Origin of the sequence: Streptomyces sp. SAI-170, assembly GCF_049739565.1 — a bacterium.
Lineage (GTDB): Bacteria > Actinomycetota > Actinomycetes > Streptomycetales > Streptomycetaceae > Streptomyces.
The window spans coordinates 6,412,393-6,429,163 of record NZ_JBMGQD010000001.1; the positions used below are offsets into that span (position 1 = coordinate 6,412,393).

The following is a 16,771-nucleotide window of genomic DNA, read 5'->3' on the forward strand; positions in this document are numbered from 1 at the left end:
ACCCGCCGGACGATCCGAGCCACCCTCTGATTGGGCGCACCCCATCCCCCCTTCACCCGTTAGGACGTGTAGACCCACACGCCCACACGGGAAGCCGGGATGATCGAAACGCCGAGCCTCGTGGACCAGTACTGCCACGGCGTACTGAGAACAGAGCTGGGCCTCGGCACCTTCGAGGCCCAGCTGTCGCGTACCGAGGGCCCGCCCGCCCCCGGCACCACCCTCTTCGACACCCAGACCGGCTTCGCCGTACGCCGCTGGTGTCCGCCCCTGCTCGGCCTGGAACCCCACTGCTCCCCGGCCCGCTATCTCGCACGCCGCCGTGAACTGGGCGTCCTGGAGGCCGGCCGCAGGCTCCTGCGCGGCAGCGGCATCACGACGTACCTGATGGACACCGGCCTGCCGGGCGACCTGACCGGGCCGGACGAGATGGCCACGGCCGCCGCCGCCCAGGCCCGCGAGGTGGTCCGGCTGGAGCTGCTCGCGGAGCAGGTCGCCGACACTTCCGGCACCGTCGAGTCCTTCCTCGCCAACCTCGCCGAGTCGGTGCACGGCGCCGCCACGCACGCGGTGGCCTTCACCTCCGTCGCCGGCGTACGGCACGGCCTCGCGCTGGCACCCGAGCCGCCCGGACCCGGCGAGGTGCGGGGCGCCGCGGGCCGCTGGCTGGCCGGCCGCAGGGTCGGCGGCGAGCTGAGCGACCCCGTCCTGCTGCGGCACCTGCTGTGGATCGCCGTCGCCTCGGGCAGGCCCCTCCAACTGCACGCGGGGCTCGGCGAGCCCGGCCTGCGCATCGACCGCACCGACCCGGTGCTGCTCACCGACTTCGTGCGGGCGACCGCGGGCCTGGGCACCGACCTGGTCCTGCTGCACGGCTACCCGTACCACCGGCACGCCGCCCACCTCGCAGGGGTCTTCCCGCATGTGTACGCCGACTCGGGCGCGGCCCTGGCCCGCACCGGGGCCCGCGCGGCCACGGTCCTCGCGGAGATCCTGGAGCTGGCCCCCTTCGGCAAGGTCCTCTTCTCCAGCGGCGCCCACGGTCTGCCCGAGCTGCATGTGGTCGGCGCCCGGCTGTTCCGGGAGGGGCTGGCCCGGGTGCTGGGCGCGTGGGTCGCGGAGGGCGCCTGGTCGCTGGGGGACGCCCAGCGGGTCGCGGGCATGGTCGCGGCGGGCAACGCGCGCAGGGTGTACGGCCTGGACTGAGCTGTACAGACTGGGCCCATGCAGACCGACGCCTTACTCGACCGGTTCCTCGCGCACCTGGCCCCACTGGACCCCGTCGCCGTCTGGGCCCACGGCTCCCTGGCCGGCGGCGACTACCAGGAGGGCCGCAGCGACCTGGACCTGATCGCCGTACTGGACGGCATCGGTCCGCGTACCGTCTGGCGGCTGGCACTGCTGCACGCCCGGCTGCGCAGAGAGCCGCTGTCCCCGCTGCTGCACTGCACGTATCTGACGCCGACGACCATGGAGGACCCCGCTCGGCCCCATCTGACCTGGGCGCACGAGGAGCTGTACAAACGGCCCGTCACCCCGGTGACCCGCACCGAGCTGCACGCCTTCGGCAGGGTCCTGCACGGGCGGCCGCCCGCCGGGCTGCTCCCGCCGGTGCCGGACGGACAGCTGACCCGGTTCGTCGTACGCGACCAGCGGGACTACTGGCGCCCGGCCCTCGCCGACGCCCGGCTGTGGACCCGGGACGTCTGGGTCGACCTCGGCCTGCTCACCTTCGCCCGCGCGAGCGCGACCCTGAGCGACGGGCGGCTGATCTCCAAGCGCGAGGCCCTGGACCTGCTGCCCGGCCTCGGGGCGCCCGGCGAGCTCGTGGAGGACATCCGCGGCCGCCGCTACGGCACGCCGGTGCCGCTCGGCGAGGAATGGACGGCCCGCAGAGCGGAGCTGACCCGGGCCTACCTGGGCCCGGCGATCGACGCGCTGGTCGCCTCGTACGGCTGAACCGGCAGGTCCGCCACCTCGGTCTCGGGGCGTTCGCGCAGCGCCAGCAGGACCCGCAGCACCGCGATCCACACCAGGCAGGAGCCGAGCATGTGCGCGCCCACCAGGACCTCGGGCAGGTCGGTGAAGTACTGGACGTATCCGATGACGCCTTGCGCGAGCAGCACCACGAACAGGTCCCGGGTGCGGCCCAGCGGGCCCTTCGGGGCGTCGACCGCCTTGAGGACGAACCACAGGGCGAAGGTCAGGGTGACCGTGATCCAGGCCAGGACGGCGTGCAGCTTGCTGACGTCCTCCCAGTTCAGCGGCATGCGCTCGACCTCGCTGGAGTCGCCCGCGTGCGGGCCCGCGCCGGTGACGACCGTGCCGACGGCGATCAGCAGGACGGTGACGCCGACCAGCGCCCACACCAGCTGCTGCACGGACCGGCCGACCAGGGGCCGGGGCGCCACGTCGCCCTCACGGGTGCGCTGCCACATCGCCGTGGCCACCGCGATGAGGGCGGTGGACAGCAGGAAGTGGGCCGCGACCGTGTACGGGTTGAGGCCGACGAGCACCACGATGCCGCCGAGCACCGCGTTGCCCATCACGATCCAGAACTGTGCCCAGCCGAGCCGGGTCAGGCTGCGCCGGTACGGCTTCTCGGAGCGCGCGGCGATGATCGCCCAGCCGACGGCGGCACACAGCACGTACGTCAGCATGCGGTTGCCGAACTCGATGTAGCCGTGCAGGCCCATCTCGCTGGTGGTGGTCAGCGAGTCGTCGGTGCACTTGGGCCAGGTCGGGCAGCCGAGGCCCGAGCCGGTGAGGCGGACGGCGCCGCCGGTGACGACGATCACGACCGCCATGAGGAGCGCGGCGAGAGCCGCCCGCCGGACCGTCCGAGGGGTCGGCGTCCAGCGTGCGGCGATGAAGGCGAGCGGGTTGCGCACGGCCTCGGTGGCGTCGGCGCGGGTCAGCTTTGGCACGCGCACCATCGTAGGCGTCCGCTTGTGCACGCGTTCACGAGGGTCCCCGGTGTGCCTACTCCCAGCGGAAGAAGCGCCCCGCCGCGGCCAGCCCCACGACCGCCCACACCGCGAGAATCCCCAGGTCGCCCCACGGCATGCCGGACCCGTGCTGCAGCACGTCCCGCAGCCCGTCGGACAGCGCCGAGACGGGCAGCAGGGCCAGCACGTCCTGGACGCCCGAGGGGAACTTGTCCAGCGGCACGATCACCCCGCCGCCGACGAGCAGCAGCAGGAACACCAGGTTCGCGGCCGCGAGGGTCGCCTCCGCCTTCAGCGTGCCCGCCATCAGCAGGCCGAGCCCGGAGAAGGCGGCCGTGCCGAGGATCAGGAGCAGCAGGACGGCGAGGGGGTTGCCGTGCGGGCTCCAGCCCAATGCGAAGGCGATCACTGTCACCAGGAGCACCTGGAGCACCTCGGTGACCAGCACGGAGGCCGTCTTGGCGGTCATCAGGCCCCAGCGCGGCAGCGGTGAGGCGGCCAGCCGCTTGAGCACGCCGTAGCGGCGCTCGAAGCCGGTCGCGATGGCCTGGCCGGTGAACGCCGTCGACATCACCGCCAGCGCGAGGATGCCGGGCGTGAGGAAGTCCACGGCCTCGCCCTCGCCGGTGTCGACGATGTCCACCGAGCCGAACAGCACCAGTAGCAGCGTCGGGATGACGACCGTGAGCAGCAGTTGCTCGCCGTTGCGCAGGAGCATCTTCGTCTCCAGCATCGCCTGGGCCGCGATCATGCGTCCCAGGGGCGCCGCGCCCGGCTTCGGGGTGTACGTGCCAGTGGCGCTCACGAGCGCAGCTCCTTGCCGGTGAGTTCCAAGAAGACGTCCTCCAGCGTGTGCCGCTCCACCGAGATGCGGTCCGGCATCACGCCGTGCTGGGCGCACCAGGAGGTGACGGTGGCCAGCAGCTGGGGGTCGACCTTGCCGGTGACCCGGTAGGAGCCGGGGGTCAGCTCGGCGGCGGCGCTGTCCGCGGGGAGCGCCTTGAGCAGCGAGCCGACGTCGAGGCCGGGGCGGCCGGTGAAGCGCAGGGTGTTCTCGGCGCCGCCGCGGCACAGCTCCTCGGGGGAGCCCTGGGCGATGACCTTGCCGGCGTCGATGATCGCGACGTCGTCGGCGAGCTGCTCGGCCTCGTCCATGTAGTGGGTGGTGAGGATGACCGAGACACCGTCGGCGCGCAGGTCGCGGACGAGGTCCCAGGTGGCGCGGCGGGCCTGCGGGTCGAGCCCGGCGGTCGGTTCGTCGAGGAACACCAGCTCGGGGCGGCCCACGACCGCCATGGCCAGGGCGAGCCGCTGCTGCTGGCCGCCGGACAGCCGCCGGTAGGCGGTGCGGCCGCAGGAGCCGAGCCCGAGGCGTTCGATCAGCGCGTCCACGTCCAGCGGGTGGGCGTGCAGCTTGGCCACATGGCGCAGCATCTCGTCCGCGCGGGCGCCGGAGTAGACGCCGCCGGACTGGAGCATCACGCCGATCCGGGGACGCAGCGCCGCCGCCTGCCGCACCGGGTCGAGGCCCAGGACGCGCACGGTGCCGGAGTCCGGCTTTCGGTACCCCTCGCACGTCTCGACCGTGGTCGTCTTGCCGGCGCCGTTGGGTCCGAGTACGGCGGTGACTCCGGGCCGGGCCACCAGATCGAGGCCGTCCACCGCGGTTTTCTCGCCGTACCGCTTGACCAGGGACTGGACCTGGAGGACGGGATCGGTTCGCATGGTCCGAGAGTCTAGGTTCGCCGGGGGGTGCTGTGGTGCGCGGGTGCGAAGAGGGCTGGTCAGAGGGGTCGCGTTTGATCGATCAAAGATCGTTTCCGCAGGTCACATTAGGTATACCTAAGTGACGCAGGGCACCGTCGGGTGATCCGGACGGCGCTTGCCCCGGTCTGAAGAATTACGCAACAATGGCGTTGTGAAAAACGTCGGCGAGGCTCGGGAGACCCCCACGGGGGCCCCTCAGGAGGAGTTCGCGACCGGAGAGCGTTCGACACGCAACCGGGTCGCGCGGTCCATCCTGGACCACGGGCCGTCGACCGTCGCCGAGCTGGCCGCCCGGCTGGGCCTGACCCAGGCCGCCGTCCGCCGCCACCTCGACGCCCTGGTCGCCGACGACGTCGTCGAAGCCCGCGAACAGCGCGTGTACGGCACCCGCACCCGCGGCCGCCCCGCCAAGGTCTTCGCACTCACCGACTGCGGCCGCGACGCCTTCGACCAGTCCTACGACAAACTCGCCGCGGACGCGCTGCGCTGGATCGCCGAGCAGGAGGGCGGCCAGGAAGCGGTCGCCGCCTTCGCCCGGGCCCGTATCGCCGCGCAGGCGGGCACGTACCGCGAGGCCGTCGAGGCGGTCGCCCCCGCACAGCGGGCCGAAGCCCTGGCCAAGGCCCTGACGGCCGACGGGTACGCTGCTACGGCGCGCAGCGCACCCGGCCGGCAGCTCGGCGAGCAGCTGTGCCAGCACCACTGCCCGGTGGCTCATGTCGCGGAGCAGTTCCCCCAGCTGTGCGAGGCGGAGACCGAGTTCTTCGCCGAGCTGCTCGGAACCCACGTCCAGCGGCTCGCGACCATCGCCCACGGCGACGGCGTGTGCACGACGTTCATCCCCAAGATTTCCACTGACGCACCTGCAAGCACGGCCGGGAGGAACCCCGCATGACTCTGCCCACGGAGACTGCTCACCCTGAGCTCGAGGGTCTGGGCAAGTACGAGTACGGCTGGGCCGACTCCGACGAGGCCGGTGCCTCCGCGAAGCGCGGTCTGAGCGAGGACGTCGTCCGCGACATCTCCGCGAAGAAGAGCGAGCCGGAGTGGATGACGAAGCTCCGCCTCAAGGGCCTGCGCCTGTTCGACAAGAAGCCCATGCCGAACTGGGGCTCGGACCTGTCGGGCATCGACTTCGACAACATCAAGTACTTCGTACGCTCCACGGAGAAGCAGGCGGAGTCCTGGGAGGACCTGCCCGAGGACATCAAGAACACCTACGACAAGCTGGGCATCCCGGAGGCCGAGAAGCAGCGCCTCGTCGCCGGTGTCGCCGCCCAGTACGAGTCGGAGGTCGTCTACCACCAGATCCGCGAGGACCTGGAGGAGCAGGGCGTCATCTTCCTCGACACCGACACGGCGCTGAAGGAGCACCCGGAGCTCTTCAAGGAGTACTTCGGCACCGTCATCCCGGTCGGTGACAACAAGTTCGCCTCCCTGAACACCGCCGTGTGGTCGGGCGGCTCCTTCATCTACGTGCCGCCGGGCGTGCACGTGGAGATCCCGCTCCAGGCCTACTTCCGGATCAACACCGAGAACATGGGCCAGTTCGAGCGGACCCTGATCATCGTCGACGAGGGTGCCTACGTGCACTACGTCGAGGGTTGTACGGCCCCGATCTACAAGTCGGACTCGCTGCACAGCGCCGTCGTCGAGATCATCGTCAAGAAGAACGCCCGCTGCCGCTACACGACCATCCAGAACTGGTCGAACAACGTCTACAACCTGGTCACCAAGCGTGCCGTCGCCTACGAGGGCGCGACCATGGAGTGGATCGACGGCAACATCGGCTCCAAGGTGACGATGAAGTACCCGGCCGTCTACCTGATGGGCGAGCACGCCAAGGGCGAGACCCTGTCCATCGCCTTCGCGGGCGAGGGCCAGCACCAGGACGCCGGCTCCAAGATGGTCCACATGGCGCCGAACACCTCTTCCAACATCGTCTCGAAGTCCGTGGCGCGCGGCGGCGGCCGCACCTCCTACCGCGGTCTCGTGGAGATCGGCGAGGGCGCCCACGGCTCGAAGTCCAACGTGCTGTGCGACGCGCTGCTCGTCGACACGATCTCCCGCTCCGACACGTACCCCTACGTGGACGTCCGCGAGGACGACGTGTCCATGGGCCATGAGGCGACCGTCTCCAAGGTCTCCGAGGACCAGCTCTTCTACCTGATGAGCCGCGGTCTGAGCGAGTTCGAGGCGATGGCGATGATCGTCCGCGGCTTCGTCGAGCCCATCGCGAAGGAGCTGCCGATGGAGTACGCGCTGGAGCTCAACCGGCTGATCGAGCTGCAGATGGAAGGCGCGGTCGGTTAAGACCCGCACTCCTGGACACAGCTAGCGAAATCTGACGTAGGAAGAGAGCAGACCGACAGCCATGGCTGAGGCTCAGAACATCCCGGTGGGGTCCACCACCGCCGGCCAGATCGCGGTGGCCGCCGAGTCGACCGTCGCCACGCGCATGAGCGCGCCCCCGTCCTTCGACGTGGCGGACTTCCCGGTCCCGCACGGCCGCGAGGAGGAGTGGCGGTTCACCCCGCTGGAGCGCCTGCGCGGGCTGCACGACGGCACCGCCGTCGCCACCGGTGACGGCGTGAAGGTCGACGTGCAGGCCCCCGAGGGCGTCACCGTCGAGACCGTCGGCCGCGACGACGCGCGCCTGGGCAAGGCGGGCACCCCGGTGGACCGCATCGCCGCCCAGGCCTACTCCGCGTTCGAGAAGGCCGGCGTGATCACCGTCCCCAAGGAGACGGTCCTCGCCGAGCCGATCCGTATCGCCGTGCACGGCGAGGGCGGCACCGCCTTCGCCCACCAGGTCGTCGAACTGGGCGCCTTCGCCGAGGCCGTGGTCGTCATCGACCACACCGGTGACGCGGTCCTCGCCGCCAACGTCGACTACGTCCTGGGCGACGGCGCCAAGCTGACCGTCGTCTCCGTCCAGGACTGGGACGACAAGGCCGTGCATGTGGGCCAGCACAACGCCCTCATCGGGCGCGACGCCTCGTTCAAGTCGGTCGTCGTGACCTTCGGCGGCGACGTCGTACGGCTGCACCCGCGCGTCGCCTACGCCGGCACCGGCGGTGAGGCCGAGCTGCTGGGTCTGTACTTCACGGACGCCGGCCAGCACCAGGAGCACCGCCTTCTGGTCGACCACAACGTCCCGCACTGCAAGTCCAACGTCGTCTACAAGGGCGCCCTGCAGGGCGACGCGGCGCACGCGGTGTGGATCGGTGACGTGCTCATCGAGGCCAAGGCCGAGGGCACCGACACCTACGAGATGAACCGCAACCTGGTGCTCACCGACGGCGCCCGCGTCGACTCGGTGCCCAACCTGGAGATCGAGACCGGCGAGATCGTGGGCGCCGGCCACGCCTCCGCCACCGGCCGCTTCGACGACGAGCAGCTCTTCTACCTGATGGCCCGCGGCATCCCGGAGCACGAGGCCCGCCGCCTCGTCGTCCGCGGCTTCTTCGCCGAGCTGGTCCAGCAGATCGGTGTCGCCGACATCGAGGAGCGCCTGCTCGCCAAGATCGAAGAGGAGCTGGAGGCGTCGGTCGCATGACCTTCGTACGCGCCTGTGCGCTGAGCGAGCTGGAGGAGGACACCCCGAAGCGGGTGGAACTCGACGGCACGCCGGTGTCCCTCGTCCAGACCGAGGGCGAGGTGTTCGCGATCCACGACATCTGCAGTCACGCGAACGTCTCCCTCTCCGAGGGCGAGGTGGAGGACTGCCAGATCGAGTGCTGGCTGCACGGCTCCGCGTTCGACCTCCGCACCGGCAAGCCGTCCGGCCTTCCCGCGACGCGCCCCGTCCCCGTATACCCCGTAAAGATCGAAGGGGACGACGTGCTCGTCTCCCTCACCCAGGAGTCCTGAGGCACCCATGGCAACGCTTGAAATCCGAGACCTGCACGTCACCGTCGAGGCCGACAACGCCACGAAGGAGATCCTCAAGGGCGTCGACCTCACCGTGAAGCAGGGCGAGACGCACGCCATCATGGGCCCCAACGGCTCCGGCAAGTCGACCCTCGCCTACTCCCTCGCGGGTCACCCGAAGTACACGATCACCGGCGGCACCGTCACCCTCGACGGCGAGGACGTCCTGGAGATGTCCGTCGACGAGCGCGCCCGCGCGGGTGTCTTCCTGGCGATGCAGTACCCGGTCGAGGTCCCCGGCGTCTCGGTCTCCAACTTCCTGCGCACCTCCGCCACCGCCGTCCGCGGCGAGGCCCCCAAGCTGCGCACCTGGGTGAAGGAGGTCAAGGAGGCCATGGAGCGCCTCAACATGGACCCCGCCTTCGCCGAGCGCAACGTCAACGAGGGCTTCTCCGGCGGTGAGAAGAAGCGCCACGAGATCCTCCAGCTGGAGCTGCTCAAGCCGAAGATCGCGATCCTCGACGAGACCGACTCCGGCCTCGACGTCGACGCGCTGCGCATCGTCTCCGAGGGCGTCAACCGCGTCCGCGAGACCGGTGAGGTCGGCACCCTGCTGATCACGCACTACACGCGCATCCTGCGCTACATCAAGCCCGACTTCGTCCACGTCTTCTCCGGCGGCCGGATCGTCGAGTCCGGCGGCGCCGAGCTCGCCGACAAGCTGGAGAACGAGGGCTACGAGGCATACACGAAGGGTGGCGTATCCGCGTGACACAGCTGCCGGGCCTCCTCGACACCGAGGCGATCCGCAAGGACTTCCCCATCCTGGACCGTCAGGTCCACGACGGGCGCAAGCTCGTGTACCTGGACAACGCGGCGACCTCGCAGAAGCCGCGCCAGGTGCTGGACGCCCTGAGCGAGTACTACGAGCGCTACAACGCCAACGTCCACCGCGGTGTGCATGTGCTCGCCGAGGAGGCCACGGCGCTGTACGAGGGCGCGCGCGACAAGGTCGCCGAGTTCATCAACGCGCCCTCGCGCGACGAGGTGATCTTCACGAAGAACGCCTCCGAGTCGCTCAACCTCGTCGCGAACATGCTGGGCTGGGCCGACGAGCCCTACCGCGTGGACTCCGACACCGAGATCGTCATCACGGAGATGGAGCACCACTCCAACATCGTGCCGTGGCAGCTGCTCGCGCAGCGCACGGGCGCGAAGCTGAAGTGGTTCGGCCTCACCGACGACGGCCGCCTCGACCTGTCCAACATCGACGAGATCATCACCGAGAAGACGAAGATCGTCTCCTTCGTGCTGGTGTCGAACATCCTGGGCACCTTCAACCCGGTCGAGGCGATCGTGCGCCGCGCCCAGGAGGTCGGTGCGCTGGTCTGCATCGACGCCTCCCAGGCCGCGCCGCACATGCCGCTGGACGTCCAGGCCCTCCAGGCCGACTTCGTGGCCTTCACCGGCCACAAGATGTGCGCCCCGACCGGCATCGGCGTGCTGTGGGGCCGCCAGGAGCTGCTGGAGGACCTGCCTCCGTTCCTCGGCGGCGGCGAGATGATCGAGACCGTGTCGATGCACTCGTCGACGTACGCCCCGGCGCCGCACAAGTTCGAGGCGGGCACCCCGCCGATCGCGCAGGCGGTCGGTCTGGGCGCGGCGATCGACTACCTCAACTCGATCGGCATGGACAAGATCCTCGCCCATGAGCACGCGCTCACGGAGTACGCGGTCAAGCGCCTGACGGAGGTCCCTGACCTGCGCATCATCGGCCCGACCACGGCCGAGGACCGGGGCGCCGCGATCTCCTTCACGCTCGGCGACATCCACCCGCACGACGTGGGCCAGGTCCTCGACGAGCAGGGCATCGCGGTCCGGGTCGGCCACCACTGCGCGCGGCCGGTCTGCCTGCGCTACGGAATTCCTGCGACCACGCGAGCGTCGTTCTATCTGTACTCCACGCCGGCCGAGATCGACGCACTGGTCGAGGGGCTGGAGCACGTACGGAACTTCTTCGGCTGAGGGGTTGGCGAGCGATCGCATGAAGCTGGACTCGATGTACCAGGACGTCATCCTGGACCACTACAAGAACCCGCACGGGCGTGGTCTGAGGGACGGCGACGCCGAGGTGCACCATGTGAACCCGACGTGCGGTGACGAGATCACGCTCCGCGTGAGGTACGCCGGCACCACGGTCGAGGACGTCTCGTACGAGGGCCAGGGCTGCTCGATCAGCCAGGCGAGCGCGTCGGTGCTCAACGAACTCCTCGTCGGCAAGGACCTCTCCGAGGCGCAGAAGATCCAGGAGACCTTCCTGGAGCTGATGCAGTCCAAGGGGAAGATCGAGCCGGACGACGCGATGGAGGAGGTGCTGGAGGACGCGGTCGCGTTCGCCGGTGTCTCCAAGTACCCGGCACGGGTCAAGTGCGCCCTCCTGAGCTGGATGGCATGGAAGGACGCGACGGCCCAGGCCCTGGGCGGAGCCGACGCGGAAAGGAAGACGGCATGAGCGAGACCGTTGAGATGAAGCCGGCCTCCGAGGACGAGATCCGCGAGGCCCTGTACGACGTCGTCGACCCCGAGCTGGGCATCGATGTCGTCAACCTCGGCCTGATCTACGGCATCCACATCGACGACGCGAACATCGCGACGATCGACATGACCCTGACCTCGGCGGCCTGTCCGCTGACGGACGTCATCGAGGACCAGGCCAAGTCCGCCACGGACGGGCTGGTCAGCGAGCTGCGCATCAACTGGGTCTGGATGCCGCCGTGGGGTCCGGACAAGATCACGGACGACGGCCGCGAGCAGCTTCGGGCGCTCGGGTTCAACGTCTGACAGCCCCTGGTTCAAGGGTCTGACAGCCCCTGCAGAAGCCCCGCCGGACGCGCGAGCACCGGCGGGGCTTTCTCATGCCACGCACACGCCCGCACATGCCCGCACACGCTCCGCACCGGGCGTACACGCGGTGCGCACAGGGGGCGCACAGGGCGTACACACATGTTCGGTCTGTCGGATCTATTGACGCAGCGCTGCCGACTCGGCACGCTCCGTGCGGACAAAGGCGGAGTGCCGGCACAACGGTGTGCCCCACCCGCCGGGGGATTCCTAGGGGGGAATCAATGCACGCGTTAACCACGCGTACGCGCATGCCCATGCCCGCCTCCGTACGGGCGCTGCTGGCCGGGTTCGTGATCCTGGCGCTCGCCCTGGCAGGCATGGTGGCCCTGGCACCTCGGGCCTCGGCCGCGCCCGTACCCGACGCCTCGGCGAGCCCCACGGCCGTCGACCGCTACGGCGTCTCGACCGTGAAGCTGAGACTCGACGGCGAGTCGAGCACCCAGTCGACCCCGACCGACCTGGTGCTCGTGCTCGACGAGTCCGGCAGCATCGACAACACCGAGTGGGGCCAGCTGAAGGACTTCGCCAAGAGCGTCGTCAACGGCGTGGCCGCGCACGGGCTGTTCACCAACGGCGGCCGGGTCGGCGTGGTCGGCTTCGCCGACGGTGTGACACCGCCCGTCAGCGCGCTCAGCGGCGACAAGGACGCCGTCCTGAACGCCATCGACACCAACCCCAAGCAGAACACCGGCACCTGCATCGCCTGCGGACTGAACGAGGCGAACAACGTGATGGGGCCCGACGACCCGGGCCGCAACCAGCTGGTCATCGTCATCACCGACGGCGAGGCCACCAGCGGCAACACCGGCGCCGCGGCGACCGCCCTGCAGGCCAAGGCCACCGTCTTCGCCGTGGGTGTCGGCGGCGGCATCCAGCAGGGCACCCTGGAGGTCATCGCCAGCGGCCCCGGCTCCGACAACACCTTCTCCGCCGGTGACTTCGGCAGCCTGGACACCCTGCTGAAGCAGATCGTCGAGGCGGTCGTGGTGCCCGGCGCCACCCACCCGTCCATCGCCGTCACGCTCGACGCGCCCTGGGAGCTGGTGCCCGGCACGGTGACCGCGAACCTCGCCGGCTCGTCCGTGGGCGGCGTCACCGCCGACGGGTTCACCTGGTCGCGGGCCGAACTCGGCGACGAGAACCTGGAGATCACCTACCAGGTCAAGCACCGCGGCGCGCCCTGCGGGCCGCTGGACGTGAACAAGTCCGTCGTCTACCACGACGACCAGAACGCCTCGGTGACCTTCCCGAAGGTCGTCGTCACCGTCAACTGCCTGCCGCCGGTCGCCGACGCCGGGCCCGACAAGGCCGTCGACGAGGGCTCCTCGGTCACGCTCGACGGCTCCGGCAGCCACGACCCGGACGGCACCGTCGTCTCGTACGCCTGGAGCGGCGCGGACGCCGGCATCGGCACGCTGACGAACGCCGGCGCGGCCGTGGCCACGTACAACGGCCTCGACGACGGCGCCGACGCCGTGACGCTCACCGTGACCGACGACAACGGCCTCACGGACGGCGACTCGACGACCGTGACCGTCAACAACGTCGCTCCCGACCTCACCCTGACCAGCTGCCCCGTCGACCCGCACGCGGTCGGCACGGACGTCTCCTTCGCCGGTACGTTCACCGACCCGGGCACACTCGACACCCACACCCTGTCGGTGGCCTGGGGCGACGGCACCACCACCGAGGTGCCGGGCGTCGGCTCCCCGGTCGGCAGCACGCACCAGTACGCGGGGGCGGGCATCTACGACATCGCCGTCACCGTCACGGACGACGACGGCGGCACCGACACCCAGCACTGCGGCTTCGTCGTCGTGTACGACCCCAACGGCGGCTTCGTGACCGGCGGCGGCTGGGTCAACTCGCCGGCCGGCGCCTACCCGGCCGACCCGAGCGCCACCGGGCGCGCCAACTTCGGCTTCGTGTCGAAGTACAAGAACGGCGCGAGCGTTCCCACCGGCAGCACGGAGTTCCAGTTCAAGGCCGGGAACCTCAACTTCCACTCCGCCGACTACCAGTGGCTGGTCGTCGCCGGCAACAAGGCCATCTACAAGGGCACCGGCACGGTGAACGGCGCCTCCGGCTACTCGTTCATGCTCAGTGCCACCGACAGCACACCCGACACGTTCCGGATCAGGATCTGGAAGACCGCGGACGACACCCTCGTCTACGACAACCAGCTCGGCGCGGCGCCCGACGCCGACCCGACGACCGCCCTCGCGGGCGGGTCGATCGTGATCCACAAGAACTGACGGAACGCGAAAAGGGAGCGGGCGGCCGCGCAACGCGGCCGCCCGTTCGTCGTCAGTTGTGGCTGTGCAGGATCTCGTTCAGGCCGCCCCACTCCGCGTTGTTCGGGACCGCCTGGACGGCGCCGGTGACGGAGTTGCGGCGGAAGAGGATGTTGTCGGCGCCGGAGAGCTCGCGGGCCTTGACGATCTGGCCGTCGGGCAGGGTGACCTTGGTGCCGGCGGTGAGGTAGAGGCCCGCCTCGACGACGCAGTCGTTGCCGAGGGCGATGCCGACGCCGGCCTCGGCGCCGACCAGGGAGCGCTCGCCGATCGCCACGCGCTCCTTGCCGCCGCCGGACAGCGTGCCCATGGTGGAGGCGCCGCCGCCGATGTCCGAGCCGTCGCCGACGACGACGCCCTGGGAGATGCGGCCCTCGACCATGGAGGTGCCGAGCGTGCCGGCGTTGAAGTTGACGAAGCCCTCGTGCATGACCGTGGTGCCGGCGGCGAGGTGCGCGCCCAGGCGGACCCGGTCGGCGTCGGCGATGCGGACGCCCGCCGGGGCGACGTAGTCCGTCATGCGCGGGAACTTGTCCACGCCGAAGACGCTGACGTGCAGACCGCGGGCGCGGGCGGCCAGACGGACCGTCTCCAGCGTGTCCACGGCGACCGGGCCGAGCGAGGTCCAGGCGACGTTGGCCAGCAGGCCGAAGATGCCGTCCAGGTTCTGCTCGTTCGGCTTCACCAGGCGGTGCGAGAGCAGGTGCAGCCGCAGGTAGGCGTCGTGCGTGTCCAGCGGCTTGTCGTCCAGCGAGGAGATGACCGTACGGACCGCCACGATCTCCACGCCGCGGACGTCGTCCTTGCCGAGGGCCTGCACCGCCGTGCTCGCCGAGCAGCTCACGAGTGCGCTCGGCGTCCAGGCGCTCGGTGCCGGCCGGGCCGGGCTCGGCGGCCGGCTCGGGCGCGGGAAACCAGGTGTCGAGGACGGTGCCGTCGGCGGCGATCGTGGCGAGGCCGGCGGCAACGGCGCCGGTGGTGCGAGGAGCAGTCGTGTCGGTCATGAGGGCAACCTAACGTGACGCACCCCGCCCGGGCGAACCGGCCATCCCCCGTCTCACCTGCCGGGCAGCCCTCAGGGCCGCTGTCCCTCCCGGTCCACGACGGCCACCTCCTCCCGGACCCCGCTGATGATCACGTCCCCCTTCCGCAGGCCCTCCTCGCCACTGCCTGCGATGAGCCGGAAGCCGCGGTAGAGGTACGTCACCGGGTCCAGGAGGATCTCCTGGCGGCCTGCGGACGGGTTGCCGTCCTTCACCCAGAGGGCGATCGCGTCCCGGCCCAGGACGTCCGTGACCTCGGCGACCTGGACCCCGGGGACCGTGGCCAGGGCCCGGTAGACCTTGGCCAGGCCCTCCGGGTCGTACGGGTAGGAGCGGCTGAGGACGACGCTGAGCGCGCGGTACTCGTGCGCGACGCGGCTCTCGGTCGGGTCGGTGGCGTAGTAGAACGCCCGGGCCTTCGCCCTGACCTGCCGCGGGTCGTCCGGCAGGCCGGTCAGGAAGGTGTACTGCTCCCTGGGGGAGTGGTCGTCGCCCTCCTTGCCGTTCTCGAAGGCGGGGTCCGCGTACTTCTTCCAGCCCTCCTGGGTCTCCGGGCCGTCCACGTCGTCGGTCGCGTTCGACTCGACCGTCTTCTCGTAGATCCACTGGCCGTCGCGCGCGGTGACCGCGGGGCCGGCGGCGATCGTGTCCGCCGCCCGGTTCAGCAGGTCCTTCGCGCTGCCCAGCTCGATCGCGTACGAGGACCCCGGCCGGACGTCGCCGGAGCCGCCGTCGCCGACGACCTGGGTGCCGATCAGCGCGGCCGCCGTGATCGCGGCCGCCGCCCCTAGGGCAGCGAGCCGCCAGTCCGAGCGCAGCCTGCGCGTACGGGAGGCCCGGCCCGCCTCCTTCAGCAGCCGGTCGCGGCCGGCGACCAGGTCGGGGCGCCCGGCGACGGGCGCGTCGGAGCGCAGGTCGCGGACCGCCGTCATCTCGTCCATGTCAGACCACCTCCGAGGGGTCGAGCGTGAATGCGGGGTCGGCGCCCAGGGCCGTACGCACCTTGCGGCGGGCCCGGTTGAGCCGGGAGCGGACCGTGCCGACGGGGATGCCGAGCGCCTCGGCGACCTCCGGATAGGTCAGGTCGGCCCAGGCCACCAGCAGCAGCACATGTCGGTCACCGGCCGACAGCGCGGCCAGGGCACCGGCGAGCGGCGCCTGCGCGGAGCCGGCGGCGAGCCGTTCGTCGGCCCGCTCCGACCAGGACTCGGCGACCGGGTCGTGCCCGGTGCGGGCCAGCGCCTTGAGGGCCCGCACCTCGGTGCGGCGCTGCTTGCCGATGAGGTTGGCGGCGATGCCGTACAGCCAGGGCCGGGCGTTGCCGCGGTCCGTGTCGTAACGGCTCCGGGTGCGGAAGGCGACCAGGAACGTCTCGGCGGTGAGGTCGTCGGCCGCGCCGGCGCCCAGGCGGCGTGCCGCGTAGCGGTGGATGTCCGGCGCGTACCGGTCGTAGAGCCGGGCGAACAGCTCCGGCTCCTCCAGGGACTGGGCGACGAGGTCGCCGTCCGCGAAGGGCGGTCCGGTCACGGGGCCTCCAGGGAACAGGGTCTTGGTGAGCATGTCACCCCGCTGTTCCCCGAAGGAGCCCGAAGGGTTCACGCCCGGCGCAGGAGGGTCACCGTCCGGCGGCCCGGGTTGGCTCGTTCGGGTTGCTCAGCGTGACCTCGGGTCCCCTTCCACGGATGGCAGGGGGCCGGAGGGGTTCGTCGAGCGAGGGGCTGAGTGATGGTGGACGCGTGGGCGCGGAGGGCGGCGGTGGCCGGGTTCGTGGCGGCGGTGGGCTGGTCGGCGGCGGATGTCGCGCATGCCGACGAGACCAACACCGCCTCGCACAACGGGCATCGGGTCGCCCTGGTCAACATGGGGCAGGTCGACGACCCGATGGAGGACGTGCTGGAGCATGTGCGGCTGCTCGGGCCGGGGTCGCAGGGCGGCTGACGCC

At 70.7% G+C, this 16,771-nt stretch carries 17 protein-coding genes and 1 pseudogene; 12 read left to right on the forward strand and 6 right to left on the reverse strand.

Annotated elements, in window-relative coordinates:
- Positions 1-99: 99 nt before the first annotated feature.
- A complete protein-coding gene (locus RKD23_RS28800) occupies positions 100-1,206 on the forward strand; it encodes an amidohydrolase family protein (RefSeq protein ID WP_424856334.1) in 1,107 nt (368 codons plus the stop codon).
- A gap of 18 nt (positions 1,207-1,224) precedes the next feature.
- Positions 1,225-1,959, forward strand: coding sequence for a nucleotidyltransferase (locus tag RKD23_RS28805; RefSeq protein WP_424856335.1), 735 nt, complete (start codon positions 1,225-1,227; stop codon positions 1,957-1,959).
- Here the strand turns inward: RKD23_RS28805 and RKD23_RS28810 are convergent.
- From RKD23_RS28810 to RKD23_RS28820, 3 genes are read right to left on the reverse strand one after another with little or no spacing between them, the layout of a single operon-like run.
- The gene (locus RKD23_RS28810) at positions 1,914-2,936 is read right to left on the reverse strand and encodes a COX15/CtaA family protein (RefSeq protein WP_424856336.1); all 1,023 of its coding nucleotides are present in this window, start codon (positions 2,934-2,936) and stop codon (positions 1,914-1,916) included. The genes RKD23_RS28805 and RKD23_RS28810 overlap by 46 nt on opposite strands.
- A gap of 46 nt (positions 2,937-2,982) precedes the next feature.
- The gene (locus RKD23_RS28815) at positions 2,983-3,753 is read right to left on the reverse strand and encodes an ABC transporter permease (protein ID WP_424856337.1); all 771 of its coding nucleotides are present in this window, start codon (positions 3,751-3,753) and stop codon (positions 2,983-2,985) included.
- Positions 3,750-4,673, reverse strand: a complete 924-nt coding sequence (locus tag RKD23_RS28820) for an ABC transporter ATP-binding protein (protein ID WP_424856338.1) — start codon at positions 4,671-4,673, stop codon at positions 3,750-3,752. Before RKD23_RS28820 ends, RKD23_RS28815 begins: the two co-directional genes overlap by 4 nt.
- A gap of 193 nt (positions 4,674-4,866) precedes the next feature.
- On the opposite strand from RKD23_RS28820, the gene RKD23_RS28825 reads away from it, so the two are divergent.
- The 9 genes from RKD23_RS28825 to RKD23_RS28865 all read left to right on the forward strand — a co-directional run bounded on the left by RKD23_RS28825 (position 4,867) and on the right by RKD23_RS28865 (position 13,747).
- Positions 4,867-5,610, forward strand: a complete 744-nt coding sequence (locus RKD23_RS28825) for a helix-turn-helix transcriptional regulator (protein WP_424856339.1) — start codon at positions 4,867-4,869, stop codon at positions 5,608-5,610.
- A complete protein-coding gene (sufB, locus tag RKD23_RS28830) occupies positions 5,607-7,028 on the forward strand; it encodes a Fe-S cluster assembly protein SufB (protein ID WP_404034021.1) in 1,422 nt (473 codons plus the stop codon). Before RKD23_RS28825 ends, sufB begins: the two co-directional genes overlap by 4 nt.
- A gap of 61 nt (positions 7,029-7,089) precedes the next feature.
- Positions 7,090-8,274, forward strand: coding sequence for a Fe-S cluster assembly protein SufD (gene sufD / locus RKD23_RS28835; RefSeq protein WP_424856340.1), 1,185 nt, complete (start codon positions 7,090-7,092; stop codon positions 8,272-8,274).
- A complete protein-coding gene (locus tag RKD23_RS28840) occupies positions 8,271-8,588 on the forward strand; it encodes a non-heme iron oxygenase ferredoxin subunit (protein ID WP_424856341.1) in 318 nt (105 codons plus the stop codon). Before sufD ends, RKD23_RS28840 begins: the two co-directional genes overlap by 4 nt.
- A 7-nt stretch (positions 8,589-8,595) precedes the next feature.
- Positions 8,596-9,360, forward strand: coding sequence for a Fe-S cluster assembly ATPase SufC (gene sufC / locus RKD23_RS28845; RefSeq protein WP_424856342.1), 765 nt, complete (start codon positions 8,596-8,598; stop codon positions 9,358-9,360).
- Positions 9,357-10,613: a cysteine desulfurase gene (locus RKD23_RS28850; protein WP_404034013.1), complete on the forward strand. Its 1,257-nt coding sequence runs from the start codon at positions 9,357-9,359 to the stop codon at positions 10,611-10,613. Before sufC ends, RKD23_RS28850 begins: the two co-directional genes overlap by 4 nt.
- Positions 10,614-10,632: 19 nt before the next feature.
- Complete coding sequence (sufU, locus tag RKD23_RS28855; RefSeq protein WP_404034011.1) at positions 10,633-11,100, forward strand: Fe-S cluster assembly sulfur transfer protein SufU; 468 nt, start codon at positions 10,633-10,635, stop codon at positions 11,098-11,100.
- Positions 11,097-11,429 carry a metal-sulfur cluster assembly factor gene (locus RKD23_RS28860; RefSeq protein ID WP_399639644.1) on the forward strand — a complete coding sequence of 111 codons (333 nt, stop codon included), beginning with the start codon at positions 11,097-11,099 and terminating at the stop codon, positions 11,427-11,429. Before sufU ends, RKD23_RS28860 begins: the two co-directional genes overlap by 4 nt.
- A gap of 311 nt (positions 11,430-11,740) precedes the next feature.
- On the forward strand, positions 11,741-13,747 hold the full coding sequence (locus tag RKD23_RS28865; RefSeq protein ID WP_424856343.1) for a VWA domain-containing protein: 2,007 nt from the start codon (positions 11,741-11,743) through the stop codon (positions 13,745-13,747).
- 52 nt (positions 13,748-13,799) lie between these two features.
- Here the strand turns inward: RKD23_RS28865 and dapD are convergent.
- The 3 genes and pseudogenes from dapD to RKD23_RS28880 form a co-directional block, all read right to left on the reverse strand.
- Positions 13,800-14,790: pseudogene (gene dapD / locus RKD23_RS28870) on the reverse strand (2,3,4,5-tetrahydropyridine-2,6-dicarboxylate N-succinyltransferase).
- Between the two features lie 71 nt (positions 14,791-14,861).
- Positions 14,862-15,770 (reverse strand): CU044_5270 family protein, encoded by a 909-nt coding sequence (locus RKD23_RS28875; protein WP_424856344.1) that lies wholly within the window; start codon positions 15,768-15,770, stop codon positions 14,862-14,864.
- A gap of 1 nt (position 15,771) precedes the next feature.
- On the reverse strand, positions 15,772-16,356 hold the full coding sequence (locus tag RKD23_RS28880; RefSeq protein WP_424856345.1) for an RNA polymerase sigma factor: 585 nt from the start codon (positions 16,354-16,356) through the stop codon (positions 15,772-15,774).
- A 198-nt stretch (positions 16,357-16,554) separates the two neighbouring features.
- Between RKD23_RS28880 and RKD23_RS28885 the strand changes: the two genes are divergently transcribed.
- Positions 16,555-16,767 carry a hypothetical protein gene (locus RKD23_RS28885; protein WP_424856346.1) on the forward strand — a complete coding sequence of 71 codons (213 nt, stop codon included), beginning with the start codon at positions 16,555-16,557 and terminating at the stop codon, positions 16,765-16,767.
- Positions 16,768-16,771: the final 4 nt, after the last annotated feature.